At 49.4% G+C, this 26,542-nt stretch carries 25 protein-coding genes; 20 read left to right on the top strand and 5 right to left on the bottom strand.

What is annotated here, in order from left to right; genetic code table 11:
* Positions 1 to 19 precede the first annotated feature (19 nt).
* Together ACRJJO_RS02900 and ACRJJO_RS02895 are read right to left on the bottom strand one after the other, a co-directional pair.
* Complete coding sequence (locus tag ACRJJO_RS02900; RefSeq protein ID WP_431064439.1) at positions 20 to 916, bottom strand: NAD(P)-dependent methylenetetrahydromethanopterin dehydrogenase; 897 nt, start codon at positions 914 to 916, stop codon at positions 20 to 22.
* A 25-nt stretch (positions 917 to 941) separates the two neighbouring features.
* A complete protein-coding gene (locus ACRJJO_RS02895; protein WP_431064438.1) occupies positions 942 to 1,850 on the bottom strand; it encodes an NAD(P)-dependent methylenetetrahydromethanopterin dehydrogenase in 909 nt (302 codons plus the stop codon).
* A 224-nt stretch (positions 1,851 to 2,074) separates the two neighbouring features.
* On the opposite strand from ACRJJO_RS02895, the gene ACRJJO_RS02890 reads away from it, so the two are divergent.
* The 3 genes from ACRJJO_RS02890 to ACRJJO_RS02880 are packed head-to-tail and all read left to right on the top strand — an operon-like array spanning position 2,075 to position 4,857.
* Positions 2,075 to 2,674, top strand: a complete 600-nt coding sequence (locus tag ACRJJO_RS02890; protein ID WP_431064437.1) for a 5-formyltetrahydrofolate cyclo-ligase — start codon at positions 2,075 to 2,077, stop codon at positions 2,672 to 2,674.
* Between the two features lie 2 nt (positions 2,675 to 2,676).
* A complete protein-coding gene (locus tag ACRJJO_RS02885; protein WP_431064436.1) occupies positions 2,677 to 3,828 on the top strand; it encodes a carboxynorspermidine decarboxylase in 1,152 nt (383 codons plus the stop codon).
* Between the two features lie 33 nt (positions 3,829 to 3,861).
* Positions 3,862 to 4,857: a zinc-dependent alcohol dehydrogenase family protein gene (locus tag ACRJJO_RS02880; protein ID WP_431064435.1), complete on the top strand. Its 996-nt coding sequence runs from the start codon at positions 3,862 to 3,864 to the stop codon at positions 4,855 to 4,857.
* 16 nt (positions 4,858 to 4,873) lie between these two features.
* On the opposite strand, the gene ACRJJO_RS02875 is transcribed toward ACRJJO_RS02880, so the two are convergent.
* Positions 4,874 to 5,737 (bottom strand): HDOD domain-containing protein, encoded by an 864-nt coding sequence (locus ACRJJO_RS02875; RefSeq protein ID WP_431064434.1) that lies wholly within the window; start codon positions 5,735 to 5,737, stop codon positions 4,874 to 4,876.
* A 138-nt stretch (positions 5,738 to 5,875) separates the two neighbouring features.
* Between ACRJJO_RS02875 and ACRJJO_RS02870 the strand changes: the two genes are divergently transcribed.
* From ACRJJO_RS02870 to ACRJJO_RS02860, 3 genes are all read left to right on the top strand, one after another.
* A complete protein-coding gene (locus tag ACRJJO_RS02870) occupies positions 5,876 to 7,705 on the top strand; it encodes a putative bifunctional diguanylate cyclase/phosphodiesterase (protein ID WP_431064433.1) in 1,830 nt (609 codons plus the stop codon).
* Positions 7,706 to 8,042: 337 nt separating this feature from the next.
* Entirely contained in the window at positions 8,043 to 10,412 is a 2,370-nt protein-coding gene (gene mrcB, locus ACRJJO_RS02865; protein ID WP_431064432.1) for a penicillin-binding protein 1B, read from the top strand.
* A 585-nt stretch (positions 10,413 to 10,997) separates the two neighbouring features.
* On the top strand, positions 10,998 to 11,822 hold the full coding sequence (locus ACRJJO_RS02860; protein WP_431064431.1) for a YbgA family protein: 825 nt from the start codon (positions 10,998 to 11,000) through the stop codon (positions 11,820 to 11,822).
* Between the two features lie 332 nt (positions 11,823 to 12,154).
* Here ACRJJO_RS02860 and ACRJJO_RS02855 read toward each other — a convergent pair whose 3' ends face one another.
* Positions 12,155 to 12,712 carry a carboxymuconolactone decarboxylase family protein gene (locus ACRJJO_RS02855; RefSeq protein WP_431064430.1) on the bottom strand — a complete coding sequence of 186 codons (558 nt, stop codon included), beginning with the start codon at positions 12,710 to 12,712 and terminating at the stop codon, positions 12,155 to 12,157.
* A 194-nt stretch (positions 12,713 to 12,906) separates the two neighbouring features.
* Between ACRJJO_RS02855 and ACRJJO_RS02850 the strand changes: the two genes are divergently transcribed.
* From ACRJJO_RS02850 to ACRJJO_RS02805, 10 genes are all read left to right on the top strand, one after another.
* A complete protein-coding gene (locus ACRJJO_RS02850) occupies positions 12,907 to 13,794 on the top strand; it encodes an AraC family transcriptional regulator (RefSeq protein ID WP_431064429.1) in 888 nt (295 codons plus the stop codon).
* A gap of 148 nt (positions 13,795 to 13,942) precedes the next feature.
* Complete coding sequence (locus ACRJJO_RS02845) at positions 13,943 to 16,090, top strand: FAD-dependent oxidoreductase (RefSeq protein WP_431064428.1); 2,148 nt, start codon at positions 13,943 to 13,945, stop codon at positions 16,088 to 16,090.
* A 223-nt stretch (positions 16,091 to 16,313) separates the two neighbouring features.
* Positions 16,314 to 17,423, top strand: a complete 1,110-nt coding sequence (locus tag ACRJJO_RS02840) for an inorganic phosphate transporter (RefSeq protein ID WP_431064427.1) — start codon at positions 16,314 to 16,316, stop codon at positions 17,421 to 17,423.
* Between the two features lie 43 nt (positions 17,424 to 17,466).
* Complete coding sequence (locus ACRJJO_RS02835) at positions 17,467 to 18,030, top strand: sigma-70 family RNA polymerase sigma factor (protein ID WP_431064426.1); 564 nt, start codon at positions 17,467 to 17,469, stop codon at positions 18,028 to 18,030.
* An 11-nt stretch (positions 18,031 to 18,041) separates the two neighbouring features.
* Positions 18,042 to 18,308 (top strand): hypothetical protein, encoded by a 267-nt coding sequence (locus ACRJJO_RS02830; protein WP_431064425.1) that lies wholly within the window; start codon positions 18,042 to 18,044, stop codon positions 18,306 to 18,308.
* Positions 18,309 to 19,066: 758 nt separating this feature from the next.
* Positions 19,067 to 20,113 carry a methyltransferase domain-containing protein gene (locus tag ACRJJO_RS02825; protein ID WP_431064477.1) on the top strand — a complete coding sequence of 349 codons (1,047 nt, stop codon included), beginning with the start codon at positions 19,067 to 19,069 and terminating at the stop codon, positions 20,111 to 20,113.
* Positions 20,113 to 20,826: a TIGR04282 family arsenosugar biosynthesis glycosyltransferase gene (locus ACRJJO_RS02820; RefSeq protein ID WP_431064424.1), complete on the top strand. Its 714-nt coding sequence runs from the start codon at positions 20,113 to 20,115 to the stop codon at positions 20,824 to 20,826. Before ACRJJO_RS02825 ends, ACRJJO_RS02820 begins: the two co-directional genes overlap by 1 nt.
* Entirely contained in the window at positions 20,819 to 21,796 is a 978-nt protein-coding gene (gene arsS, locus ACRJJO_RS02815) for an arsenosugar biosynthesis radical SAM (seleno)protein ArsS (RefSeq protein ID WP_431064423.1), read from the top strand. Before ACRJJO_RS02820 ends, arsS begins: the two co-directional genes overlap by 8 nt.
* Positions 21,797 to 22,173: 377 nt before the next feature.
* Positions 22,174 to 22,773, top strand: a complete 600-nt coding sequence (locus ACRJJO_RS02810; protein ID WP_431064422.1) for a type I restriction enzyme subunit R domain-containing protein — start codon at positions 22,174 to 22,176, stop codon at positions 22,771 to 22,773.
* Positions 22,774 to 22,815: 42 nt separating this feature from the next.
* Positions 22,816 to 23,736, top strand: a complete 921-nt coding sequence (locus tag ACRJJO_RS02805) for a hypothetical protein (protein WP_431064421.1) — start codon at positions 22,816 to 22,818, stop codon at positions 23,734 to 23,736.
* Between the two features lie 174 nt (positions 23,737 to 23,910).
* On the opposite strand, the gene ACRJJO_RS02800 is transcribed toward ACRJJO_RS02805, so the two are convergent.
* Entirely contained in the window at positions 23,911 to 24,615 is a 705-nt protein-coding gene (locus tag ACRJJO_RS02800) for an SIR2 family NAD-dependent protein deacylase (RefSeq protein WP_431064420.1), read from the bottom strand.
* Positions 24,616 to 24,754: 139 nt separating this feature from the next.
* On the opposite strand from ACRJJO_RS02800, the gene ACRJJO_RS02795 reads away from it, so the two are divergent.
* The 4 genes from ACRJJO_RS02795 to ACRJJO_RS02780 all read left to right on the top strand — a co-directional run bounded on the left by ACRJJO_RS02795 (position 24,755) and on the right by ACRJJO_RS02780 (position 26,528).
* Positions 24,755 to 24,976 carry a hypothetical protein gene (locus ACRJJO_RS02795; protein ID WP_431064419.1) on the top strand — a complete coding sequence of 74 codons (222 nt, stop codon included), beginning with the start codon at positions 24,755 to 24,757 and terminating at the stop codon, positions 24,974 to 24,976.
* Between the two features lie 432 nt (positions 24,977 to 25,408).
* Positions 25,409 to 25,888, top strand: a complete 480-nt coding sequence (locus ACRJJO_RS02790) for a hypothetical protein (protein ID WP_431064418.1) — start codon at positions 25,409 to 25,411, stop codon at positions 25,886 to 25,888.
* A gap of 137 nt (positions 25,889 to 26,025) precedes the next feature.
* Positions 26,026 to 26,268 carry a type II toxin-antitoxin system Phd/YefM family antitoxin gene (locus ACRJJO_RS02785; RefSeq protein ID WP_431064417.1) on the top strand — a complete coding sequence of 81 codons (243 nt, stop codon included), beginning with the start codon at positions 26,026 to 26,028 and terminating at the stop codon, positions 26,266 to 26,268.
* Positions 26,265 to 26,528, top strand: coding sequence for a Txe/YoeB family addiction module toxin (locus ACRJJO_RS02780; protein ID WP_431064416.1), 264 nt, complete (start codon positions 26,265 to 26,267; stop codon positions 26,526 to 26,528). The genes ACRJJO_RS02785 and ACRJJO_RS02780 overlap by 4 nt, the downstream gene beginning before the upstream one ends.
* Positions 26,529 to 26,542 lie beyond the last annotated feature (14 nt).

Raw genomic sequence — 26,542 nt, 5'->3', positions numbered from 1 at the left:
GGGGTAAGAGGAAGGTTATTTATAAAATTTCCCTGGCTTTGGCAAAGGCATTTCTAAAGTCTAAAAATAAAGGTTTATCGGTAGTCAGCATTGATGCTAACAACAGGTGTTGTAACTGATATTTAACATTACCGACTGCTAGTGCGCCGACGCCGCTTGCGTTAGGTGCGTACTCCATGGGTTTGCCAAAATCATTTAGTTTTATGCCTTCGATACCGGTCGGTGGGACTGCATTGACATCGCCGGCTACCTTGAGTGCTTTGGCGTGGCTCAGTATTTTCCTGCTGATGACTTGTATGCCGGCTTTCGCGGTACAGAAAATGATGTCGGCATCGGCGATTAGTTCCACTTTCTGTTCATACGAAGAAGCGCAGGCGCCTTTTAGGTTGGATTTGAAGCGTCTGTTATATTCTTTAGCTAAATCATTGGCGGTTTCGGCTGAAAGATGATCGACCAATACTGTATCCGCGCCTTCTAGCGAAGCTATGACCCCGGTGGCAATGCCGACCGGTCCGGTACCGCCGAACACCAATGCTTTGGCGTCTTTCAAGTCAAGGTTATGCTTGGTCTTCAGTTCTTTTTCAACGCAACCCACTAGTGCCGCAGCGGTTGTGAATGCACCGCTGGGATCGGCGAATACTGAAATTTCAAAAGGCGGAACCATCGCTTGTTCTGCGGCGCTCAGCATGTCTATTGCCAGACCGATATCCCGTCCTCCGATAAATAGACCGGTGCGCTTCACACCGTTTGGCCCCCTGGAAAAAATGGCATCTTGCGTCAATCCGTGAACGCCGTCCAGTTTGACATTGCTGTAAGGTATTAAAACATCGAATCCCGCGTCCAAAGCCATATTGACATCGAAAGGGCTATTATTGGGCATCGGGTCCAGCATATGCAGGATGCTGCGCTTCTCCATAGGATTTCCTCTTTATTTAAAATCGTTAGGCTTTGGTTTTGATGAAGTCCCGAGCAACTTCGAATGCATGGGTAAAATGCAAGTAGACAGGTTTTTCGGCATCAAGCATGATCTTCAGCAGTTTGTTTTGCGCTTGGTATTTGACATTGCCGATAGCCAATGCGCCAATGCCGACTGCGCCGCTTTTCGATCCGGGCAGAGGCGTGCCGTTATGGAAGGCGTCGAGTCCGGCGATTCCTGATGGCGGAACGGCGTTGACATCGGCCGCGACTTTTAATTGCGGTGCCGAAGCGATTAGCTCGGCGCTTAAGAGTTCGATTCCGGCGGCTCCGGTAGCGAAGACTATATCGGCGGTTTTCATAAATTCGGCTTTGTCCGCATCCGCGCCGGCCATGATTTGGATAGCGCCTTCACCGAATTCGTTGCTGCAAAGATCGGCAATACGCTGGGCTTTTTCGAGTTGGCGTCCGACGATTCTTACGTTTGCACCGGCCTGAGCGGCTATAACCGCTGCTGCTTGACCTACCGGCCCGGTACCTCCCAAGGCGAGCACGTTTTTGCCTTCAAGAGTGGTGTTGAAATTTTTTTGCAACTCGTTTTCAACCGCTGCGACCATGCCGGCTGCCGTCGTAAATGCACCGCTCGGGTCGGCGAAAACGGAGACTTCAAAAGGCGGGACCATCGAGTTTTTGGCGGTTTTAAGCATATCGAGCGCTTGTTTGGTATCCCTGCCGCCGATAAAAATGCCGGTTTTTTTCAAGCTTTTAGGGCTGCGTGAAAAAATAGCATCTTGCACTAGGCCGCGTACTTCGCTGGGTTCTACATTGATGTAAGGTATTGCCGAAACCCAGCCCGCGTCGAGCGCCATATTGACGTCGAACGGACTTAGGTTTTTAGCGGTTGTGAGCATATGTAAAATAAATGGTTTTTCCACGGGTTCCCCCCTCCTTAAAATTTAGCATGTCAGTATAAAAGAAAATAAAGTATTTTAAAAATGGCTAGCGCTATTTGTGAGCGGTGAATGGCGAGCGGGTATTTAGACTTGGTGTGCTTTTGTTCATTTATGGTTTGCCATGATCGGGGTAAAAATGGCGGTGCCCCTTAAGGGTGCAGCCGGTATAATTGGCCTTAAATCGAAAATCAATTTGATGAACCATGATGCACATTGATAAAGCTCAACAGCGGCGAAAGGCTTATGATGCCCGGAACGCTCAGCGCGATAAGGATGCGGTTAGCCGGGAGATAGTCGATAAATTCCTAGGGCATGCCGCTTATCAGCAGGCCAAGACGGTTATGTTTTATCTACATTGCCGCTCCGAAGTTAGGACTCGCGATAAGGTTCGCGAACAGTTATCGGGCGATAAGCAGGTGATTGTTCCTTATTGCACCAAGGACGCCGATGGTCAAAACCGATTGGGTCTTTGGAAGCTCGAGGGCTTGCAAGAATTGCAGCCTGGAACGTGGGGCATACTCGAGCCGCCGAAGGAGCGGTGGGGCGAGTCCGGGAAGGAAATAGCGCCCGAAGCTTTGGACTTAGTCATGGTTCCGGGTGTTGCTTTCGATAGAAGCGGAGGGCGCTTAGGTAATGGCGCCGGTTATTACGATCGTCTGTTGAAAAGTGTCGGAAAAGATACGGTGCTAATCGGGGTCTGTTTCGAAACGCAGATAATGCCTGAAATTGTTATGGAGGCGCATGATATTTATATGGATTATGTAATAACAGAAACTGCAATCTATAAGGGTAGGGGAAGATTTTGACGATGTCATGGACGCAATTAAAGGAACAGCTAGCAGAAACGCCTGCCTTTGTTTACGACCTTGATGCGATTGAATCAACATTGCAGACCTTGAGCAATCTTCGCGATCGTTCGGGATGTAAGGTTTTATATTCTGTTAAATCCCTGCCTCTTTTGCCGATTTTGCATATGATGCGGCCTTATCTCGATGGTTTTTCGGTGAGCTCTTTGTTCGAAGCAAGGTTGGCTTCTGAAGTATTGGCCGGAAATGGATCGGTGCATTTGACTACGCCCGGCATACGAGCGGACGAAGTCGAAGAGCTGACGCGGATTTGCTCGCATGTCAGTTGCAATTCCTATCGTCAGCTGGATTTGTTTACAAAGTATTGGGAACAAGGCGCTTCGGTCGGTTTACGTTTGAATCCTAAGCTCTCGTTCTTGGATGATCGGCGCTACGATCCATGTCGGCCTTATTCGAAACTCGGCATCGATTTGGAGGGGTTAGATATGAATGCCCTGAGCGGTCGGATTAAAGGATTGCATTTCCATAACATCTTTTCGGCATCGGACTTCGACCCGCTCGTTCAAACCTTGACGGCGATAAGAAATCGGCTCGGCAACGTATTTTCTAGGTTGGAATGGTTGAATCTCGGCGGAGGTTATTTATACGATCAAATCGGGCAGTTCGATATTTTTATCGATTCGGTCAAGCAATTGCGCAAGGAATTCGGACTCGAAGTATTGATTGAGCCGGGCAAGGCCTTGGTTGGAAGGGCCGGCTATTTGGCGACTTCGGTCGTCGATTGTTTCGTCAGCGACGGCAAATCCATCGCGGTATTGGATACCTCGGTCAATCATCATCCCGAAGTCTTCGAATACCAATGGCATCCGCCGTTGCTTGAGCATTGCCCTAATGGGCGGTATTCGGCGATTTTGGCGGGATCGACATGTCTGGCCGGAGACATTTTCGGAGAATATCGTTTCGATCGACCGTTGCAAGAGGGAGATCGATTGGTGTTTTCGGATGCCGGCGCCTATGCCTTGGTCAAAGCGCATCGTTTCAACGGCTATAATCTACCGGACATATACGGCATGACTTCGGGAAATGTATTCTTGCTGAAGCGTCATACCTATCAACATTACTACGATCAGTGGTCGGGGCTTGCGCCGACTTGAACTATGCGAAGTATATCGACAGGAGAAAAACACATGAAGGCAGTTTTAATGACCGGAGCCGGCGGCCCCGAGATGTTGCAATTGGCGGATATCGCGGAGCCGAATATCGTTAAACCGACCGAATTGAAAGTCAGGCTCAAGGCGGCCGGTATTAATCCGATCGATACCAAGGTTAGAAGTAACGGTTTGTTTTATCCGGACGCTCTGCCGGCAGTACTAGGTTGCGACGGTGCCGGCGTTGTTGTCGAAGTGGGCGCCGAGGTACAAAATTTCAAGCCCGGCGATGAAGTTTGGTTTTGTAATGGAGGGTTGGGGCGGGAGCCTGGCAATTATGCCGAATATACCGTGCTCGATAGCCGTTGGGTCGCGCTTAAGCCTAAGTCTTTGTCATTCGTCGAGGCGGCGGCTTTGCCATTGGTGTTGATTACTGCGTGGGGCGCGTTATTCGATCGCGGCGGTTTGCAGGACGGCCAAACCGTCCTGGTTCATGCCGGGGCAGGCGGCGTCGGTCATGTCGCGATACAATTGGCTAAATTAGAAGGAGCCGAGGTTCTAACGACGGTAAGTTCTGAATCGAAAGCTGATTTTGTCTTAAGCCTAGGCGTGGATCAAGCAATCGATTATCGTCAATGCAACTTCGCCGAAAGAGTTAATGAATTAACCGGCGGGCGAGGGGCCGATGTCGTTTTGGATACGGTCGGACCTGAAGTGTTCAAAGACAGCATCGAAGCCACTGCGCATTTCGGAAGCTTGGTCACGCTTCTCGACCCCGGAGCCTTGAATTGGTCGGAAGCGCGGATGCGCAATCTCAAAATCGGTTTCGAACTGATGTTGACGCCGATGTTGCGAGATCTAGATGCGGCGCGCGATAAGCATGTCGAAATCCTTAATCGTTGCGCCGAATTTATCGAATTCGGAAATTTGCGAGGGGTTGTCGGGCATTGCTTATCGTTAAACCAAGCCGCCGAAGCGCATCGCTTGATCGGTGAAGGCCATACTCAAGGCAAGATAGTATTAGAAATAATTTAACCGGCGGAATGACGCGTTATCGGTGCGGGTAAAATATGTTGAAAATCTCCTCGAATTGATCGTGGACTTTGTCGATGATATCGCTTAGTTGCTCGTCGGAAATGCCGATTTCCGATAGGTCTGTTTCAGTATCGAAAAAGGCCATTTTAGCTATCCGGTTGGCCGATCTGACAATAGCACCTGCGGTTTGATAGCGTCCGGTGCTGTCGGGGTGGGCATGCAAGGCAATCGTTTCGCTAATGATTTCAGGCAGCTTCCATAATCTAGCGAGTTCCGCCCCGGTTTCATAATGATCGAAACCGATTATGTTTCGTTCGGTTTTTATTTCATCGGCATCGGTCGATTCGACTAGTAATCCGACTTCTCGGGCTAATTCGGGAATGCGGCGATAAAATACCAGTTTGCCGATTTCATGGAGTAAGCCGCAAATAAAAATAGCTTCGTCGTTTTCGTCAGTGTCCCAATGGGCTGCTAATTCTCTAGCGGTTAATGCGCTTCTTAGGCTCATCGCCCAAAAGTCATGCATGGACAGCATACCGTTCGGTAGCATCGAGAACCGATCTATGATCAATGTGCTCAACACTAAGTTTTGAAGTTCTTGCGTGCCGATCAGCGTGATGGCATGGCTGATCGTGACGATGCGTGATGGGAAACCGAAAAAAGCGCTATTGACCAATTTCAATAAGCGTATCGATAAAGCCGGGTCCTTTTCGATAATTTTGCCGGCATCGACGATCGATTTATACGGATCTTCAAGCGTTTTTTTTAGCTCGAAATAAATTGCCGGCGGCGATGTTAATTGAAGATCGCCTTTCAATAAATCGGCTGCGGTTAAATTGGACGAGTCGGAATGCGGCATTGGCAAAACGGATTTCTTCATTATACTTGTTAAAGTTTTGACATTTTATAGTGTATTGCAGTCAAGCTTAGGTGAGGCTTGCGATAAATCAAGGGCTTCATCGAGAAATAGTCCGAATCGGAAGCCGTCAAGCATTTAACACATCAACCAGTGAATACGATGTTAAGTAACTCTCAGCGACAAAGTAAAATCATCATTGCCGGAATGGATCGGAAAACTGTCGCACAAATTGAAACGATTTTGATAGATAAAGGGTTTTCTAATTTTGCGATTGCCGCTGAATGCGGCGATATTTATCGCATCATTCGACCCTATGTAGACAACGCCGAAGAGTTAGGCTTGATTATTGTCGATGAAGATTTGCCCGGCGGGCACGTTAGAGATATGTGTTATTCACTTTCGGGTGAACAAGCGGGCGTTTTTTTACCTTTTATCATTCTTAAAAACGAACGCCCAAGTCAAGTGTCCGATGCTTCCGTTTCGTCGTCGCTGATCTACGAGCTATGTAAGCCGCTTCGTGGGCCTGAACTCGTTATTTTAGTAGAAATGTTGTTGCTACTTAAAATCGAGCGTTCTATGCGTTACCAGCAACAGGAAAGGTTGATCAACGAGTTGGCGACGCGAAAATTGCTCGATGCGAAATTAAAATATTTGGTCGCTCATGATGAATTGACCGGCCTTATGAATAGAACGCAATTAGAAAACTATATTCGATTGAGTTTGACGCGGAACCAAAAGTTGCAGCAAAACGGCGCATTGTTGTTGATAGACTTGGATCGGTTCGGTTTGATTAACGATTTGGAAGGCTTCGATATGGCCGATAAATTGATTATCGATGTTGTGACAACGATTCGAAAGCTGGTGAGACTAGATGCTTGGTTTGCTCGCATCGACTCGGACGAGTTTTGTCTATATTTCGATAATATATCCGGCCTTAAGGCGCGTGAAGTTGCCGAAGATATCCGTAAAGGGCTCAATGAAAGCCGATTTCAAACCGGCAATGTTTGCTACAGTATTACCGCGTCAATCGGCATCGCTACGTTGCAATCGGCGAAAGTTATTCAGCATCCCGAGGAATTAATATCTAGAGCGCACCAAGCTTGTTGCTTGGCGAAACAAAACGGCCGAAATATGGTCTGGTTTTATAACGAAGAAGATAAAGCCATCAAAGAACGGCATCGCGATGTTTATTGGGTCCCTTTGATTAGGGATGCTTTGTTAATGCGAAATTTCTTTTTGATGTTTCAACCGGTAGTGAATCTTAGAACCGGCGAGGTCTCGCATTATGAGGTACTGATTCGAATGCGGGGGCATGAAAACAAGGTCATTAGCCCTTCCGAGTTTATTCCGGTTGCCGAACGAATGGGTTTAATACATAGCATCGACTTATGGGTGGTTGAGAATGCGATTGATTTTTTAGCGGCGCTTCCCCCCGAATTGTCCAATGTATCGTTGTCGATTAATTTATCCGGAGTCGCTTTCCAGGACGATGCTTTATTGCCGACCATCAAAAGAAAACTGGAATTGTCTTGGGTCAATGCCGAGCGGATCACCTTTGAGATTACCGAGACCTCGGCGGTCGATAACTTCGAGCAAACTCGGCATATGATTAATCAAATTAGAGCTTTGGGTTGTCATTTTGCGTTGGACGATTTTGGCGCGGGTTTTTGTTCGTTCAATTATTTAAAGAAGTTTCCGGTCGATTTTGTAAAAATCGATGGACAATTTATTCGAAATTTAGTTAATGACGATACCGATCAAGTTTTGGTCCGATCAATGAGCGAAATTGCCAAGCAACTCGGTAAAAAAACGATTGCCGAATTTATCGAGTGCCCGCGGCTGATTAAAATTTTGGTTGATCTAGGTATCGATTATGGACAAGGTTATATTTTCGGTAAGCCAAGCCAGTTATTGATCGAGCATGGTTATATTCCGCTGCAGCAACTATTAATAGAAGGCGATAAAAGCACGCGTTTTCTATATAATTAGTGTTCTTCTAAGTTCAAATAATACCTCGTCGTGTCATATCAAGGTTCGGCAGAGGCTCCAGCCCAGCCTTAAGAAATGTAGTGTTTATGGCCTAAGGTATTGAAAATTATGGGGTCACCCAGCTTTTAAAAATTATTCAATACTTTATGGTCGGAAAATGTTAAAGCTGGGCTAGGATAACGCTTCTTTAAGCAATCATCGCTACTATAGTCATAATACTCGCGTCTTCCGGATTGTCGATAGTTTCCTCTTTTCAAAAAAGACTGGTAAGTCATGGGCTTACTATTCGTGTGGACGCATATTTAAATGACTTCTTGGTAATTAAAACCGCAACATCATGGCAAGACAACCCAAAAAATCCGTAACGCCCAAGAAAACGACCAGAAAGCCGCGTAGGCGCGCAACTCGCAATAAAAAGCGCCCGGAAACTCATCGCCGTTTCGGGTGGTTTAAAAAAATCCTGTTATTAGGCTTTGTATTTGCCGTATTTATATTATCCAGTTACATCGGTTATTTGGATTATAACGTTCGTAGGCAATTCGAAGGCAAGCGTTGGGCGATTCCGGCGCGTGTCTATGCTAATCCGGAAGAGCTTTATGCCGGATATAGAATGAACATCGCCGATTTCGAAAAGCTTCTGCAGCAATTGAGATATCGTCAAGATTCTCAGTTATCTTCCGAAGGGACCTATTATCGGTCGGGATTGTTTATCAATGTAAAAACCCGTGCGTTCGATTTCTGGGACCAATCTCAGGATAGTCGTGCATTACAGATTCGATTTTCACCGGGTGAAATTTCCGATATCTCCGATTTATCGGGCAGGGGGGCGGTTGCTGTTGCTCGTTTGGACCCCATTCAGATAGGCAGCTTTTATCCGACTCGTAAGGAGGACCGGGTTTTGATTAAACTATCGGAAACTCCGGATACCTTGATTCAAGGCTTGCTCGCGACAGAAGATCGTGATTTTTATAATCATTACGGTATTTCGATCAAAGCGATACTGCGGGCTATGTTGGCGAATGTCAGAGCGGGCGGCATTGTGCAAGGCGGCAGCACGATCACCCAACAATTGATCAAGAATTTTTATTTGACGTCCGAGCGTAGTTTTTGGCGTAAGATTAACGAAGTATTTATGTCGTTGATCATCGAGTATCGTTACGGTAAAGACGAAATTCTTGAAGCCTATCTCAATGAAGTTTATTTAGGGCAGGATGGAGCTAGTGCCGTCCATGGTTTCGGCTTGGCGAGCGAATTCTATTTCGGCAGAACCCTTAAAGACTTACCTTTGGCGCAGATGGCGACCCTGGTCGCATTGGTCAGAGGTCCCTCTTATTACGATCCGCGTCGGCACACAGAACGAGCATTAAAAAGGCGGGAGTTAGTGCTCGATAAAATGCATGAGCAAGGTTTTATCACGTTAAAACAGGCTGATGAAGCGAAAAAACAGCCGCTGGAAGTGATGCCGCAAACCCATCGTGCGGTCAATCGATATCCGGCTTTTATGGACTTGGTCAAGCGTCAATTGCAGCAAGAATACAAAGACGACGACCTGACTTCCGAAGGCTTGAGAATATTTACCACATTGGAGCCTCGAGTGCAAAACGCCGTGGAAAGATCATTGGCGGTAAAAATGCGCGAACTTGAAAAGAATCCTCGCGCGAATGAATTGGAATCGGCTGTTATCGTGACGCGTCGGGAAGGCGCGGAAATTGTTGCGATGGCGGGAGGCAGGGATAAAACCTCGGCCGGTTTCAATCGGGCACTAGATGCGGTGCGCCCGATAGGGTCGTTGATAAAACCGGTGGTATATCTGACCGCGCTGGAATATCCGGCTAAATATACGATAACGACTCCGGTCAGCGACACTCGGATTACCGTAAAAAGTGGCAAAGGTAATTGGACGCCAAAAAATTATGATAATACTGAACATGGTGAAGTGCCGCTGCATAAGGCCTTGACGAATTCTTACAATCTCGCGACCGTTCGAATCGGCATGGATGTCGGTATCGCGAGAGTGGCAAAAACCTTAAAGGATATGGGCGTGAATCGGTCTGTCGATTTATATCCTTCTCTGTTATTGGGGGCCTCGCCGCTGTCGCCTTTAGACGTCACGCAAATGTATCAAACCCTAGCTGGAGACGGTTTCGTCACGCCGCTTAGAGCTATACGCGGCGTGGTCGACGGCAACGGCAAGCGCTTACAAAGTTACCCGTTTAACGTGCGACAATCGGTCGATCCGGCGGCGACTTATATTACCAATACCATTTTGCAGGAAGTGATGACAGACGGTACCGGCAGATCGGCCTATAATTATTTGCCGAGAGACTTCGGGTTGGCCGGCAAAACCGGAACGACCAATGAATTGCGAGATAGCTGGTTCGCCGGTTTTAGCGGTGATTATCTGTCGGTCGTATGGGTAGGGCGAGACGATAATAAACCTTCGGGATTAACCGGGTCGACCGGTGCATTAAAGATTTGGTCCGACGTGATGCAGCAGATTTCCAGTATTCCGGTCGTTTTGACGCCGCCGGATAATGTCGACACGGTTTGGATCGACCCGTACACAGGGTTATTGGCTAATCAGGACTGTGAAAATGTGAGGCAATTTCCATTCATTCGCGGATCGGCGCCAAAGACCAGTTCACCTTGTGTTCAAACCGATGTTGAAAAAGCGAAGGATTGGTTTCAGGATTTTTTTAAGTTTTAGCGAAGAATATATTCTTTTCATGGTTCAAAATTCGGCGCCAAAATTTGACCTGATTAGCAAGATGCTTCCGCTTGCCGAAGCCAAGTGTCCGAGCAGGGGCCAGTCGTAGTCGCAAAAACTACAATATGCTGTTACCCAAGCTCTCCAGCTTGGGTAACCTGTTCAGGAAGCTCTAGCTTCCCCAATCAAGAAAGATTGAACGAGCGAGTCAGGGAATGTGCGGAGGTTGTGTCGGTCTCAGGAAGCTCTTGCCCTGAGCATGTCGAAGGGGGGCTTCTAGGGTGTCTTTCCCAAGCTGGAGCTTGGTAAAGAGCGTGATGCGGGTTGGCCATTTTTAGCTTGAAGCGTATGGGTTTGTCACCCCTTCCGAGACGTGTTGGAAACGGGTTAAATAACTTGTCCCGCAGGAAGAGGTTTATTCATCTCTCAATGGAATAGAAAAACACTCTTATTGATGATGAATCGGTAAATAGTAGGCAATTTTCATTACCCCAGTTCCCGACCGAGTGGCTCAAGGAAGCATACTCATTATATTTCCGCTAAAACCGAAAATTTCCAATATGATTCAATTAGGTATCGACTGCTATGAATAAAATCCCATTGGGCATCAGTGGTTGTTTGCTTGACCAACCCGGAGAAAAAGAAGTGGCTAATCGCGATAGTTTGATTAGCGAAGTGATCGAGAGTTTTTTTGAATGGAAGCCGTTTTCGGCCGAAGAAGAAAAGTCCTTGCTTATTCAGGAAGCTTCGGCAATTTCCGATTCCGGCACGGATAAGATGGCTGGAATCTGCGGTTATATTATGAAAAGACCGGAGCAAGCAGTTACAAAAACGGGGGGTGCTATTGAGGGTTTGGCGATCGAAACATTGAGAATCATGCATCGATTTCCGTTGGTACCTATCGAAGAATCTATCCGGCTACAAGATCCTTGTTTACGCGATCTTTTTTTCAAGCGGGTTTATGTTATGTATCGCTGGCAAAGGTTGTTGAAAGAAGGTCTTAGCGCCCGTGCCTTGATAGATTTTCATGCGAGGCATAAATTAATCATCATGAGTCACGGCGACTATCGGGATCTTGGGCAATTATTGGCTGGGCTGAACAAAGATAATTTAACCGAGATTGCCTATCAATATATTTTACAGCTGATGAGCATGTTGTTGACGATGCCGACCCGAGCTAATCACGTCAATGTTTTGCAACATATTCAAGGACATTTAAAAAAAGACATCAGCCGCGACGATAAAGCCGAACTGTGCGAATTGATCGACAGTTACCGGAACTACGAAGTACCTCTCATTGCTCCAATAATCTTGTTGAAGCATCATTTTCGAAAATCGCCGGATCCCTATATTCAATCGTCGTATTATTTTTCCCCTTATCCGAGCGCATTGGGTTCTGTTAATCCTTAAAAATAGCTATGTTCGCGTTAATAGTTGAAATTAATACTACACCAATCTTGAAATTTGAAGACTGTAGGGTACGCTGTGCGTACCACAGCAATCCTACCCGTAGTTTAACGTGCTCTCAAGTGTAGCTCTGCGTCGATATAGTAAGTATTCAGACCCCGTTGGCAAATTACCGCAATTCAGGCGTAATTGTTGGCCTCCCCCTTTGAAAAAGGGGGATTCAGGGGGACTGAATACTTACCCGATATAAGGTAGGCGTAGCATCCCTACGATGCTGCAGAATTTAGGTTTGTCGATTTTGTAATCAATACCTGTATGATATCGATACGGTTTTCTCAATTGTCTTTCGACCATTCCTCCGCTTTGAATTCGTCATCGAGCGGTGTGTCCATAACATGATTAGCGTAATTACTGAGCGTTTTCATCGTAACACCGAGAATGACTTCCAAAATATGCCTGTTCGAATAACCCGCGGCGGTAAAAGCGCTCAGGGCTTGTTCGTCGATAAACCCGCGATTTTCGACCACGCTCCGGGTAAACTCTGCCAATGTTTGCAGTTTGTCATCGGGGATGGGATCTTGTTCGCGTAAAGCATTGATGATTCGAGCGTCGGCCTTGATCATATTCTTGGCCATGATCGAGTGCGCGGCGACGCAATAGGTGCAGTCATTTTCGATACTGGCGGCGATCAAGACGATCTGGCGTTCCACAGGGCTTAGCGAAGTTTTGTCGAAGATCGAATTCAGCGTTAGATAGGCTTCTAGCGTTGCCGGCGCTTCCGCCAATTCGCCCAATAAATTCGGAACGAAGCCGAATTTTTGGTGCGCGCCGGTCAATAAGGGCCGGGATTCGGCTGGCGCTTGTTCGATTGTGTGGATTTTGAATAAAGACATTAGGGATCTCCGGATTAAAATGATTAACAAACCAGGCCGCTGGCGTACCGTCTGCCGGATAGCAATACGGTTAATGCCTGGCGGCCGATTTCGGTATGGCACGGCAATACCGATGCCTAGAGAATAAGCAATCGCCACCGCGTATGCCATGCCCGGAATTCCGGTGTTTTTGTTCGATCGTTCGGGAGGCTTTTATGGATGTGTTGACTTCGCTCGTCAACGGCTTGAATTTACATGCAAAATTGATTTATTCCGGCGGCGTGTGCGGGCGTTGGCTAATGGATCACAATTCGGATCGATCCGTTTTTTTTCATATGCTCAGCAAGGGCGAGGGTTGGGTTTACACTTCGAAATGGGACGCGCCGCTGTTATTGGAAAAAGGCGACCTTATTTTATTTTTACCGCATTCGGACGAACATTTTTTGTCCTACAGCAAGGAACACTTGCCGGACACGATGAGTAATACGCAACTTACGCCTTGGTCGGACGGGGAGGCGGGATTCGTGTGCGGCGAGATCGAATTGGGAATGCCCGAATCCTTGATATGGCGCGCCTTACCGCCGGAAATCGTGATCAAACGAAGCCAGGCCGGCGACGTGTTGACCAGACTGATCGAGCTGATCAATATGGAAGCTTCCGTACCGCGATTCGGCAGCGGCTCTGTCGTCGAACGTTTATGCGACAGCATATTCATCTTGGCAATACGGCATTGCATCGAGAACGAGCTCGTCGATCGAGGCGTGTTTTCGGCAATGCAAGACCGAAGATTAGCTACCGTCCTGAACCTGATTCACGAACAACCTTGGGAGCCTTGGACCCTCGCCGAGTTCTCCCGCCGCGCCGGGATGTCGAAGACCGTGTTTTCAGAGAAATTTGCGGCGTCCATCGGTGCATCGCCGATCGAATATCTCGGTCAATGGCGCATGCAGATTGCGTCGCATTGGCTAAGGGAGCCGGGCATGACCATCGAACGCGTGGCCGAACGTTGCGGTTACGAATCGGTGCCGGCTTTCAGCAAGGCATTCAAACGGACCTTCGGGAAAACGCCGGGGGCCTATCGGCGAGAGGGTCCTGGTGAGTAAGATATAGTAGTGGGTCTGATCGATCTCTAAGTGGCCGGCGTCAAGCCGTTCCGCATTTTTTCTGTAAGGAAATCGCTGTTACAACCGACTGAAGCATAGACACACTCGCCATTGAGGTTCAAACCATGAAAACGACAAGGAAAACACGATGAAAGCCCCGAAGCTGATATTGATTGCAGTGATCACGATGCTGATCGGCGCCTTTTTTTATTTCGGATATTCCGATTTTTTGACCCTACATGAGCTGAAAGCGCATCAGGCCGCGATTGAAGCCCGCATCGCCGCGCAACCAGTCGCCACGGCCATTGTTTATGCGCTGATTTATGTTCTGGTCACGGCCCTTTCTTTGCCCGGCGCGGCGGTGATGACCTTGGCCGGAGGCGCGCTATTCGGCTTACTGTGGGGCACCGTGATCGTATCGTTTGCTTCGACGATCGGCGCGACGCTGGCTTTTCTGGCCGCGCGCTTTTTGTTTCGCGATATCGTCAAAGACCGCTTCGGTTCGGCGATACGAACGATCGATGCCGGAATCGAACGGGACGGTCCGTTTTATCTGTTCACGCTACGCTTGATTCCGTTGTTTCCGTTTTTCATGATCAATCTGGCGATGGGTTTGACCGCCATTCGCCTATCGACATTTTACTGGGTCAGTCAAGTCGGCATGCTGGCCGGCACGTTGGTCTACGTCAACGCCGGCACTCAGCTTGCGGGGATCGAATCGTTGTCGGATATTTTGTCGCCGGGCTTGCTCGGTTCGTTCGCGTTATTGGGCCTTTTTCCGTTATTGACCAAGAAAATCGTCGAGCAGATACAAGCCCGGAAAGTCTTCGCCGATTGGCCGAAGCCGGCGCATTTCGATAACAATATCGTCGTGATCGGCGCCGGCTCGGGCGGCTTGGTGACCGCTTATATCGCTGCAGCGGTCAAGGCCAAGGTCACGTTGGTCGAAAAGGACAAAATGGGCGGCGATTGCCTGAATACCGGCTGCGTCCCGTCAAAAGCGCTGATTCGCTCGGCAAAATGGCTGGCCCAGCACCGGCGCGCCGAAGAGTTCGGCATCAGACAGAGCAGCGCCGATTTCGATTTCGCCGATGTGATGGCGCGCGTGAAATCGGTCATCGAAAAGGTCGAACCGCACGATTCGATCGAACGCTATACTGAACTTGGCGTCGAGGTCGTGACCGGCGAGGCGAAAATCATCTCGCCTTGGGAAGTGCGGGTCGAAACGCCGGAAGGCGGTAAAACGCTGACGACGCGAGCGATCGTCATAGCCGCGGGCGCCCGACCTTTCGTGCCGCCGATACCCGGCATAGACAGCATCGAACCGCTGACGTCCGACAACTTGTGGAGCTTGCGGGAATTACCGAAACGCTTATTGGTACTCGGCGGCGGACCGATCGGCTGCGAATTGGCGCAATGCTTCGCCCGTCTCGGAAGCCGGGTGACGCTAGTGGAAATGGCGCCGCGCCTATTAGTCCGCGAAGATCCGGAAGCGTCGGAAGCGGTGATGGCAAGTTTTAGACAGGATGGCGTCGATTTGAGATTGGAACATACCGCGAAGGAATTTATCGTCGACAACGGCGAAAAAATCCTGATCGCCGAATACGACGGAAAAACGGTCCGCATTCCGTTCGATCAAGTGCTGGTCGCGATCGGACGGGCCGCGAATATCGAAGGCTACGGTGTCGAGGCACTGGGCATTGCCCTGTCGCCGCGCAAGACCATTGCGACCGACCCGTTCCAAGCTACCAACTATCCGAATATCTATGCGGTCGGCGACGTCGCGGGGCCTTATCAATTCACGCATACCGCCGCGCATCAGGCTTGGTATGCCGCCGTCAATGCCCTGTTCGGAACGTTCAAGAAATTCCGCACCGATTATTCGGTGATTCCGTGGTCAACCTTCACGGACCCCGAAGTCGCGCGGGTCGGCCTAAACGAGCAAGAAGCCGAGCAGCAAAACATTCCCTATGAAGTCGTGACTTACGGTATCGACGAACTGGACCGAGCGATCGCCGACGGCGAGGCGCATGGCTTCGTTAAAGTGCTGACCGAGCCCGGCAAGGACAAAATTCTGGGCGTGATGATAGTCGGCGAGCATGCGGGCGATTTGATCGCCGAATTCGTTTTGGCGATGAAACACGGCATCGGCCTGAACAAAATTCTCGGCACGATCCATATCTACCCGACCCTAGCCGAAGCCAACAAATACGCGGCCGGCGTTTGGAAGCGCGCGCATGCGCCGGAAAAACTGCTGCGCTGGCTGAGCTTTTATCATGCATGGCGTCGAAAATAGCGAATTTAATGGCTATATTGCGTTAATAGTTGGCGTTGCCCCGGCAGAGTTACCGGGGCCTAGAAGCCATGGATGGCGAGGAGATTTCACGTCCTTGTGGCCTGGATGCCGGCAATCCCTGCCGGGATGACGCTTTCGATGTCTTTTCAACTACCAACGCGAAAATAGCGAACTCAATCGGGATTCATTGCCATGACGATTCCTACTTTAAAAAGGAAAGCCGATGATTACGATATTGTTTGTTTCGGTGTGTTTTCTCGCGTATGCGAACGGGGCCAACGATAATTTCAAGGGCGTTGCTTCGCTTTACGGTAGCGGCACGGCAAGTTACCGGGCGGCGTTGCTTTGGGCCACAATTACCACGTTATTGGGCTCGTTCTGCGCGCTCTATTTGGCAAAGCACTTGATCATCAAATTTTCCGGCAAAGGTCTCGTCGATGATGCATTGGTCCAGTCGGTGCCTTTTATCACGGCGGTGGCCTCCGGAGCCGGAGCGACGGTTATTTTGGCCACGCGTATCGGCTTTCCGATATCGACGACTCATGCCTTGCTGGGGGCGATGGCAGGCAGCGGTTGGCTTGCGGCTGGAAACAACATGAACCTGGCTGCGCTAGTAGAAAATTTCGTTTTGCCGCTGTTGTTGAGTCCGTTGTTGGCGGTATTGCTGGCGATTATGGCTTATTCGTTATTTCTACGAGCCGGCCGGCAAATCGACACCGCTAACGATGTTTGTTTGTGCGTCGAAGAGCGCGCCTCATTCGTTCCTGTCGAAGCCATTGCCGTGGAGCTTAAAAGACCTGGTTTAGACCTGATTATGGCTCGGAAGACGGACTGCGCGGAATCGGCGCATACTCATTTGTTCGGGTTCAATCTTGAGAGGCTATTCGACAGGTTGCACATTTTGAGTGCAGGTACGGTCTGCTTCGCGCGAGGATTGAACGATACGCCGAAAATAGCCGCCTTGTTGTTGCTTGCTCCCGGGTTGTCGATAGCAATGATCATTTTGCTGGTATCGCTGATGATGGCAGTTGGCGGCCTGCTCAATGCGAGGAATGTTGCCGAGACCATGAGCCATAAAATCACCGAAATCGATCATCGGCAAGGTTTTGCGGCGAACACGACAACGGCATTGATGGTTATTATCGCCAGCCAACTCGGTATGCCGGTATCCACGACACATGTGACGGTCGGTGCGTTATTCGGAATCGGAGTATCGAGCGGCAAGGCGCGCTGGAACACGATTGCCGCCATCGTGTCATCTTGGATGATCACGCTGCCTTGTGCCGCATTCGTTTCGGCAGCGGCTTATCTTATGATTTCACGTCTCGGCTAAAGGTATTCGTGAATTCAACTCATGAAATCACGGGGAGTTTTAAATGATGCATCAATTGTCAAAGCCGGAGCAATGGCTTGACTTGTATGGCGATATTCTTTACCGATACGGCTATGCGCGGCTCCGCAATCCGGATGCTGCCGAAGACTTGGTCCAGGAAACATTGCTGGCTGCCCTCAGGGCAAGAGATCGTTACGCCGGACAGGCTTCCGAGCAAACTTGGCTGATCGGAATTTTAAAACACAAAATCATCGATCATTTTCGCAAAATTTCTAAAGAGTCGAGTCAGGACTATGACAACGGTGCGGCAATCGAAGGGGAGGACGAATTTTTCGACGAAAAGGGTAATTGGCAACACGATGTTTCGTCCTGGTCCAAACCGGATAAATCGCTCGAGCAATCGCAATTTTTCGACGTTTTGCAACGCTGTATCGAGCGTTTGCCGCCTAAATCGGCGCAGTTGTTCGTACTGCGTGAGATCGACGGGGTCGACGCCGAAGAAATTTGCGTAGCGATGTCGATTACCTCGAATAACTTTTGGGTGATGATGTCTCGGACCAGAGTGCGGCTGCGCCACTGTCTGGACTTGAATTGGTTTAATGCGTAAAGGCTGGGATTATGTTGACGTGTAAAGAAGCCAGTGTTCTGGCAACAAAAGCGATGGACGGCAAATTGACTTTTCGGGAAGGGGTCGGTTTACGGCTTCATGTCGCGATGTGCGGCTTGTGTCGGCGCTATGTTCGGGATATGAAAAGATTACGTGAAACGGTACGAAGCGCAAGCCAGATTGAGTTTAAGTTGCTGCCCGAATCGGTAACACTTTCCCGAAGCTCGCGCGAACGAATCAAACAAGCGTTGAATAATGCATTACGGCATAGAGATTAAATTCGTTCGACCCGACTTAACCAATGGTAATTATTCAGCGAATGAGGTCGGTTTGGCGTCGGCATTGATTTCTAATTAATACCCGGTACCTTGTTATGCATAACTTATGCTGAATAATTAAAATAAACGCAGTGTATAAGGTTTATGTTATTGAACTAGAAAGATTAAAAATTTCAGTGCATTTAGCCGGATTTGATGGAGTTCATTCCGTTCTCTTAAAACAGAGTCGCCAAAAAATTAATTCGAGTGTAAGGTTTATCCCGGTTTTTTTACAGATTGATAAACGCCATTCTTGGCGATCGGATTCCGTCGTTAAGCTTACATGAATGCATTCACCCGGCACTTAAGGATTTCGTGATAAATAACGTCCTGGAACTACGAGCTTTGTTGAGGGTTCGGTAACTCGCTTGACAGGACGCCGTGAATACGTCCGTGTAGGCTTGACGGCGGCTTTCCCTGCCGCCGACACCTGCCAATCGAGTTACCGAACCCTCTGTAAAATAGGGAAGTTATTTACGGTTAAATCCTAAATTCCATAGTCCATTGGCGATGCCTAACTATCTTGGATAATTTAGGTGCCGGGTTTACAGCATTTTGTTTGGCGAGCAACCGCACCCTAAACAAACTTAAGCAATATCATCCCGGAGAAATGAAATGTAATGAAATTTTCTTCATGATCTCGTTAGGATTAAAAAAGGACCGTGACAGACTCAAGTATTTGTCACGAACACACAAAAACGCTAACACTCGAAACCGCCATGAACGAAACCGCGATAACCGATTCGATAAAAAACTATTACGGCAAAGTGCTCAATTCGAGCCAGGATTTGAAAACCAGTGCTTGTTGCACGGCCGATGCTTTTCCAAAGCATTTGCGATCTTTACTCAAGGATGTCCATCCCGAAGTCGTCGAGCGATTTTACGGCTGCGGTTCGCCGCTGCCGCCGGCGCTAGAAGGCCGCACGGTCTTGGATTTGGGATGCGGGACCGGGCGCGACTGTTATTTGTTGTCCCGTTTGGTCGGCGAAAACGGGCAGGTTATCGGCGTCGATATGACCGATGAACAGCTCGGTATCGCGCGAACATATCGTGATTGGCATGCCGAACGTTACGGTTATGCACGTTCGAATGTCGAATTCAGACAGGGTTATATCGAGGATTTGGCCTCGCTCGGTATCGCCGATAATTCGATCGACGTGGTCGTGTCGAATTGCGTCGTCAACTTGTCGCCGGACAAGAGGCGCGTGCTGTCGGAAATTTTCCGCGTACTCAAACCCGGCGGCGAATTGTATTTTTCCGATGTTTATGCCGACCGGCGCATCCCCGAACAACTCAAGTTGGAACCGGTATTGCTCGGCGAGTGTCTGGCCGGGGCGTTTTATTGGGAGGATTTTCGCCGCGCCTTGCAGGATCTGGGATGTCCCGATGTGCGAATCGTCAGCGAAAGCCCGATCGACATCGATGATGACGAGGTGCATGCCAAAATCGGCATGATCGGTTTTCGTTCGGTCACGATACGGGCATTCAAACTGCGGCTCGAAGACCGCTGCGAAGATTTCGGGCAAGTCGCGACTTACCGAGGCACGATCGCAGGCCATCCGCACTTTTTCGATCTTGACGATCATCACCATTTCGAAACCGGAAGGCCGTTGCGCGTGTGCGGCAACACTGCCGACATGCTCGACGGCAGCCGCTACGGCCGTCATTTCGAGCTCTTGGGCGACAAAAGCGTGCATTTCGGTCTGTTCGACTGCGCACCGCCGAACAGCAGTTCCAATCTAACTTCCGGCGCGGCGTGTTGCTGATGGCCGCACGCGGTGCGATTGCCTTATTCGTCAAAACTCCGGGGCTATCGCCGATCAAAACACGCTTGGCGGTCAAACTGGGAACCGACAGGGCAGAGCAATTTCATTGGCAGGCGGCTCGGTCAACGGTTGCCGTCATCAAGCAGGCGGAACAATCATGCGAGCTTCAAGGCTATTATGCCGTGGCCGAAGAAATCGCGGCGACGAACGGAATTTGGCGGGGCATGCCGTGTCTCTGGCAAGGCGAGGGCGGTTTGGGCGAGCGCATGCGTCATGTTTATGAGCATTTAATAGAAAATCATGATTTTGTTATGTTGGTAGGGGCCGATATTCCGCAAATGACCGTTACCGATTTGCAGCAAGCTTCAAGTTGGCTTGAGCACGAAGAGCAAGCTCGGTTTGCGTACGGGCCGAGTCTCGACGGCGGCTTTTGGCTGTTCGGCGGCAATTGTTCACTGCTGGGGCCTTGGTGGACCGATGTCGAATATAGCACCGCCGATACCGGCGCGCAGTTTTTCAATGCCGTCAAACAATGGGGCGAGGTGCAAACGCTACGAGTGCTGCAAGATGTTGACGAATCGTCCGATTTACTTGTCTTACATAAAGCACTGCAAGCACTGGCTTCGCCGGTACCGGAACAGGTTCAACTGATGCGTTTTTTGTATGGGTTGACGCCTGAGTTGACGACACTCGATGAGGGGCCTTATGTATAACAGCAAGCCGTTATTGCTCAAAAGCGAATTTCCCGCTTTGCGCAGAGCGCAGTTGACGACGCTGCAGATGAACCTGGGCTATCTCTGTAATCTGAGCTGCGTCCACTGTCATGTCAACGCGGGGCCGAAGCGTACCGAACTGATGACGCGCGAAGTCATGGCAAATGCGTTGAAATTCGCCGAAAAACAAAGCATACAGATCTTGGATCTGACCGGCGGTTCGCCGGAAATGAACCCGGATTTTCGCTGGCTGGTTGAGACTGCGAGGCGGCAAGGTCTGCACGTCATCGACCGCTGCAATCCGACCATTTTGGTCGAGCCGGGTTACGAATGGGCCGCCGAATTCCTGGCCGAACAGCAGGTCGAAATTATCGCGTCCTTGCCTTGCTATATCGGCGATAACGTCGATGCGCAGCGCGGCAAAGGAGTGTTTTCGTCCTCGATTGCCGCGCTCAAGCGACTCAATGAACTCGGTTACGGACGCCCGGACAGCGGCTTGGAGCTGAATTTGGTATTTAACCCTCAGGGCCCGGTGCTCCCGCCGCCGCAGCAAGCGCTAGAACAGCAATATCGCGACCATTTGGGCAGCGAATTCGGTATTGTATTCAACCGCTTATTGGCCATTACCAACATGCCGATACAACGTTTCGGTGCGGTACTGATGGCGGGCGGAAAGCATGAAACCGATAGCCGACAAGTCTTTGACGACTATCTGCGATTGCTCAAGGACGCCTATCGACCGGAAAACCTGAGCAAGGTCATGTGCAAAAGCTTGTTGAGCATCGATTGGCAAGGTTTCGTCTATGACTGCGATTTCAATCAAATGTTGGATTTGCCGCTGGGCGGCAAAAATCCGGTTCATATCGGCGATTTGTTGTCTGAAGACCTGGGTTCGGCGCCGATACAAGTGGCCGATCATTGTTTCGGCTGTACCGCGGGCCAAGGTTCGAGTTGCGGCGGTGCGCTCTAACCCAAGCTGTAAGGATTCAGTCATAAATAACTTCCCTATCTTATATAGGGCTTGATTGCTCAATTGACAGGTGTCGGCGGCAACAAACGCACATGAAATTTCGGCGGTCACGCGCGGCCGGTGAGCGCTTTCTTCTTGAAGATCTGAACAGCGTATAAGATAGTCCGTACGATCCAGTGTGACGATGTTAGAATGACGACCCGGTTTGAAGGCCTACCGCTAGCGGCAGGCTGTGCCCATCGTGGTTGAAAAAGCCGGTTCATTTTTGACAGTCCGTTAAAAAACCGGCAATTCGGTGAGATAGCATTTTTTGTGCGTGCCGGAAATAGTGAACGGCATTCGACCGACATCGAGCGATTAAGAAAAATAACGATCTAATGGATAGTATTAAAACCAGCGACAGCACGACCCTTTCCAACTTCATCTGGAAAATAGTCGATGACCTGGGGTCCACTTTAATCCATCCGACGATCGTTTCTCAGAAAGTGGAGTTCATCATCGATCATTTCACCCGGAATATTGCGGGGCTTTTGAACGGCGAGGCAAAAGCCATGGTGGTCACCGGCGGGCGAGCGCAGGCGGTCAAATATAAATTGGCTTTCGATCGATACATCAAACAACACAATCTCCAGCATATCAAAGCCTTGGTCGCATTCTCCGGCAAGGTGGAAAGCCAATCGTTCGGCAAAGACGACGAGAAGGATTTCCTCGGTATCGATATCGAAAAAGAATACACCGAATACAATCTCAATCCCGATGCCACGGGAGACTTGCGTCAGGAATTCGAGCCTTCCGAATATCGGGTGATGATCGTCGCCAATAAATATCAGACCGGTTTTAATCAGCCGAAGCTGGTGGTTATGTATTTGGGTAAGAAAGTCAGCGGCGTCGAAGCGGTGCAAACGCTGAATCGCCTCAACTGGACCTATCCGGGCAAGGACGTGACTTATATCATCGATTTCGTCAACGACCCGTAAACCATTCTGGACGCCTTCAAGCAATACGACGACGGCGCGGAATTGGAGTCCGTTCAAGATTGCAATGTCGTCTATGACGCGAAGGCGCTATTGGACAATGCGGGCATTTACCAATTCGAAGACCTTGAAGTTTTCAAAAAGGCCAGAGGCAAAGCGGTTCCGGGCAGGGAAACGGACGAAAGCCTGCATAAAAAGCTCTATAGCGCGACCCAGCGGCCCACGGACGTCTTCAACAGCAAATTGAAAATATTGTCGGACGCCATCGAAAAATGGGATGCCGCGATCGACAAGGCGGTAGCGGAAGGCGATAAAAAAGCGCGGGAATACGCGGAATCTCAGCGCAGCGAATTCGCCATAGAGCGGGAAGGCTTGATGCGTTTCAAAACCGATCTGGGGCGCTTGGTGCGAATCTACAACTACATTGTCGACGATGCGGAACTGGAAAATTTCGCCGCGTTCGCGAAGATTTACAGTAAACGCCTGGCGGGCATCGCCCCCGAACAGATCGATCTGACCGGGCTGGTCCTGGCAAACTATCAAATCCGTGCCGAACAAAAAGTCGATGAGGAAGGCGAAAAATATCTGCTAAAACCGATCAAGCCGAATGAAGCGGGGCCGAGCGACAGGGAAAAAGAGTTTATCAGTCAAATCATTGCTCGGATGAATGAGTTGTTCGGCGATATTTCCGGCGATGTGGGGCAACGGCACTTTACCTCCCAGATTGTCGATATTGCGATGAGAAATAATCGCGTGACGGAGCAGGTGGAAAACAACACCAAAGAGCAGGCATTGCAAGGCGATTTGCCTCGGGTTGTTCGGGCGGCAACGGTTGACGCGATGAAATCGCATAATGATTTGGCCAGGGTGCTGTTGAAAGATAAGCAAACCATGGGCGCATTTTTCGATATCGTTTACGACATCATGAAGCGTGGAGACGCCAAGGATCTGATTGATCGGCCTTGATTTGCAGGCGCTATTTTTTCTTTAACCCCAATTATTTTTTCCATTCATTGTCATGCCCCGGAGATTGCCATGGAAACCAAACCGCCTTCACCGCCATCTAACGAAGAAGCAACCCGAGAAAAGATGCAAATAGTTCTTTAGTTTTTTGGAAATGCGGATACGGCGGCATGACAACTACAAGCCTTCATCGAGCCATTGCCGCACCAGTTCGGGCAATTTAACCGCGGCCTTATCCTTGAACCAGGTGACGCCTTTCGGCACCGCTTCCAGTTCCGGCGCGATGACGATAACTGGGGTGTCCGGTCTGACATATTCGACTAAAGAGGCCGCAGGATAGACGGCCAGCGACGTGCCGACGACCAGCAGCAGATCGGCCTTTTCGGTGATCTTCGCGGCCTTCTCGAATTCCGGGACATCCTCGTAAAACCAGACGACGTGAGGCCTCAATTGGCTGCCCTTGGCGCACTCGTCGCCGAGCTCGATGTCCCTGCCTTCGAGGTCATAGATTAGCTTGGGATCGACCGTGCTCCGGGCTTTCATTATTTCGCCGTGCAGATGCAGCACATCAGTCGAACCGGCCCGTTCGTGCAGATCGTCGATGTTCTGCGTGATGATGCTGACTCTGAACCGCTTCGCCAAATTCGCTAGCGCATAATGAGCGGCATTGGGTTCGGCGTGCCGGACCTGGTGCCGCCTTTCGTTATAAAATTTCAGGACCTTGCCCGGATCGACGCGCCAGGCCCAAGGCGTTGCGACTTCTTCGACAGAATGCTGCTCCCATAGACCGCCGGTGTCGCGAAAGGTGCTCAAACCGCTTTCTGCGCTGATTCCGGCTCCGGTTAAAACCACGATATGTTTGTCTTTCGATTTTGGATTCATTGATTTCAAATGTCTTAGAATAAAGAGGTATTAACGAGCCGTTGCCGTTGAAACGAAAGCGTACAATGTTTTCGCCCAAGGGGCGTCAATACTGCTAGAATCGACACAGCTAGCATAGTCATAAACCAAGGAGTCAGCGATGAAAAGTCATAATGAACAATTAGCCCAAAAAGTCGTCGAGGCATTCAAGCAACATATCTCCGCCGAGGCGCGTGCGCATATCACAGAAATGGAATACCAGGAACTTTCCCAAATCGTACAAGAAGCCCTTTCTCTGGAAATGGCCGAAGCTGTCGAAATGGTCGACGAACTGGAAAGACGCTTGAAACAAAGAGCCGAGCGCAGGGAGTTGGAATTATAAAGAGAGCATGATGGTTAAAAGCTTCCCAAACGGGGTTTGGGAAGCGGCGGGTGGAGTCTGAATGACGAAAATAGATGAATAAGTAGTTGATGATCCATCCGTTTCGATGTCGGTATCCAAAAATTTCAGATCACCGGAGTTATCCGAATCTGTTTATCTTTAAAATAATCATGTTATCCCGTTTAGCGTAAAAGGCTTTCTGAAAGATATGACTCAAAAAATAGAATTAGTGCATAAGATATGCAGATCCAGATAATCAATTGTTCCCGGCGGCTTCGCCGCCGGGAATCGCGGCGCTCACTTCGTTCGGCCTTGTCCCGTCGCCTTGCGCCGGAACAAGGCACTTCACCAGACTGCGCAGCAGTCAAGCTTACAGCTTGCCGCCCACTCCGCTGGTGAGCGCCGCGATTATGAGCTCACACGGAATACACAATGAGGTATCCTGACGACATTGATTTTTTCTATTTCCTTGAGAATCACGGGTGGAGCACCTGTTTAATATTTGTTGAGGGGAAGGTCTATGAAATGGGGCCTACACACATTTTCGAAAACCCAATTGAAGTACTTCTCAACAGCATGATTGAGTTACTAGAAGGAGCTAACGAAACTGAATTTATGTGGCACGATGAGCCCGGAGAGTACAAGTGGTCCATCAAGCGTAATCAAGAGCAACAGCATAAGATACTGGTTTCAATCACCGAATGTACACAAGTCAATACGTTTGAAAAACCAAAATTGGAAACACTCAATTTTGAGGTTAAATTGAAGTTATTATCCATTTGCATATTACGGCAAATGGAAAAAATCAGGGATTTAATGTCCGAAAAAAGCTTTAAGGAGCACCGTGAAGGCGAGTTTCCTTACAATACGTTCAAAGAATATAAATTGGCGCATGAGCGAACCTACTCATAACAAGCGCATGTTGTCGGACTGGTTTTCCGCTGCGCTCCAAACCAGCCGCAAATGCGGGCGTTATGCAAAGCGTCCGTATTGACGTACGTTTTATAAGGCGTACACTAGTGACATTTTGAATACGCCAGAGGTGCGTCATGACCGGAATCACAGCAACTGAGGCGCGCAGCAACCTTTATCGGTTGATTGATGAAGCTGCCGAATCTCACCAGCCGATTGTCATCATGGGTAAGCGGAATAAAGCTGTCTTGGTGTCCGAAGAAGACTGGTCTGCAATTCAGGAAACTCTTTACCTGCTTTCTGTACCGGGTATGCGGGAGTCTATTCGTGAGGGGATGGGTGCCTCTGTCGATGAGTGCGATGGGGAACTGGACTGGTGACATGGAAGTTGGTTTTCACCAAGCAAGCCCAGAAAGATGCAAAAAAGTTGGCATCCAGGGGGCTGAAGCCAAAAGCCCAGGAATTGCTGGCACTGATCGCAGAAGACCCGTATCGGAAGCCGCCTCCGTTTGAGAGGCTCATTGGTGATCTTGCGGGGGCCCATTCACGGCGGATCAATATTCAACACCGCCTGGTGTACCAGGTACTTGAAGACGAACGGGTGGTTAAAGTTCTCCGGCTTTGGAGCCACTACGAATAATGAATAACCAGCCG

The sequence above is a fragment of the Methylotuvimicrobium sp. genome (genome assembly GCF_050611805.1).
Taxonomy (GTDB): domain Bacteria; phylum Pseudomonadota; class Gammaproteobacteria; order Methylococcales; family Methylomonadaceae; genus Methylotuvimicrobium.
Note: the sequence above shows the minus strand (reverse complement) of the source record. Positions and strands in the feature narration are given on the sequence as shown.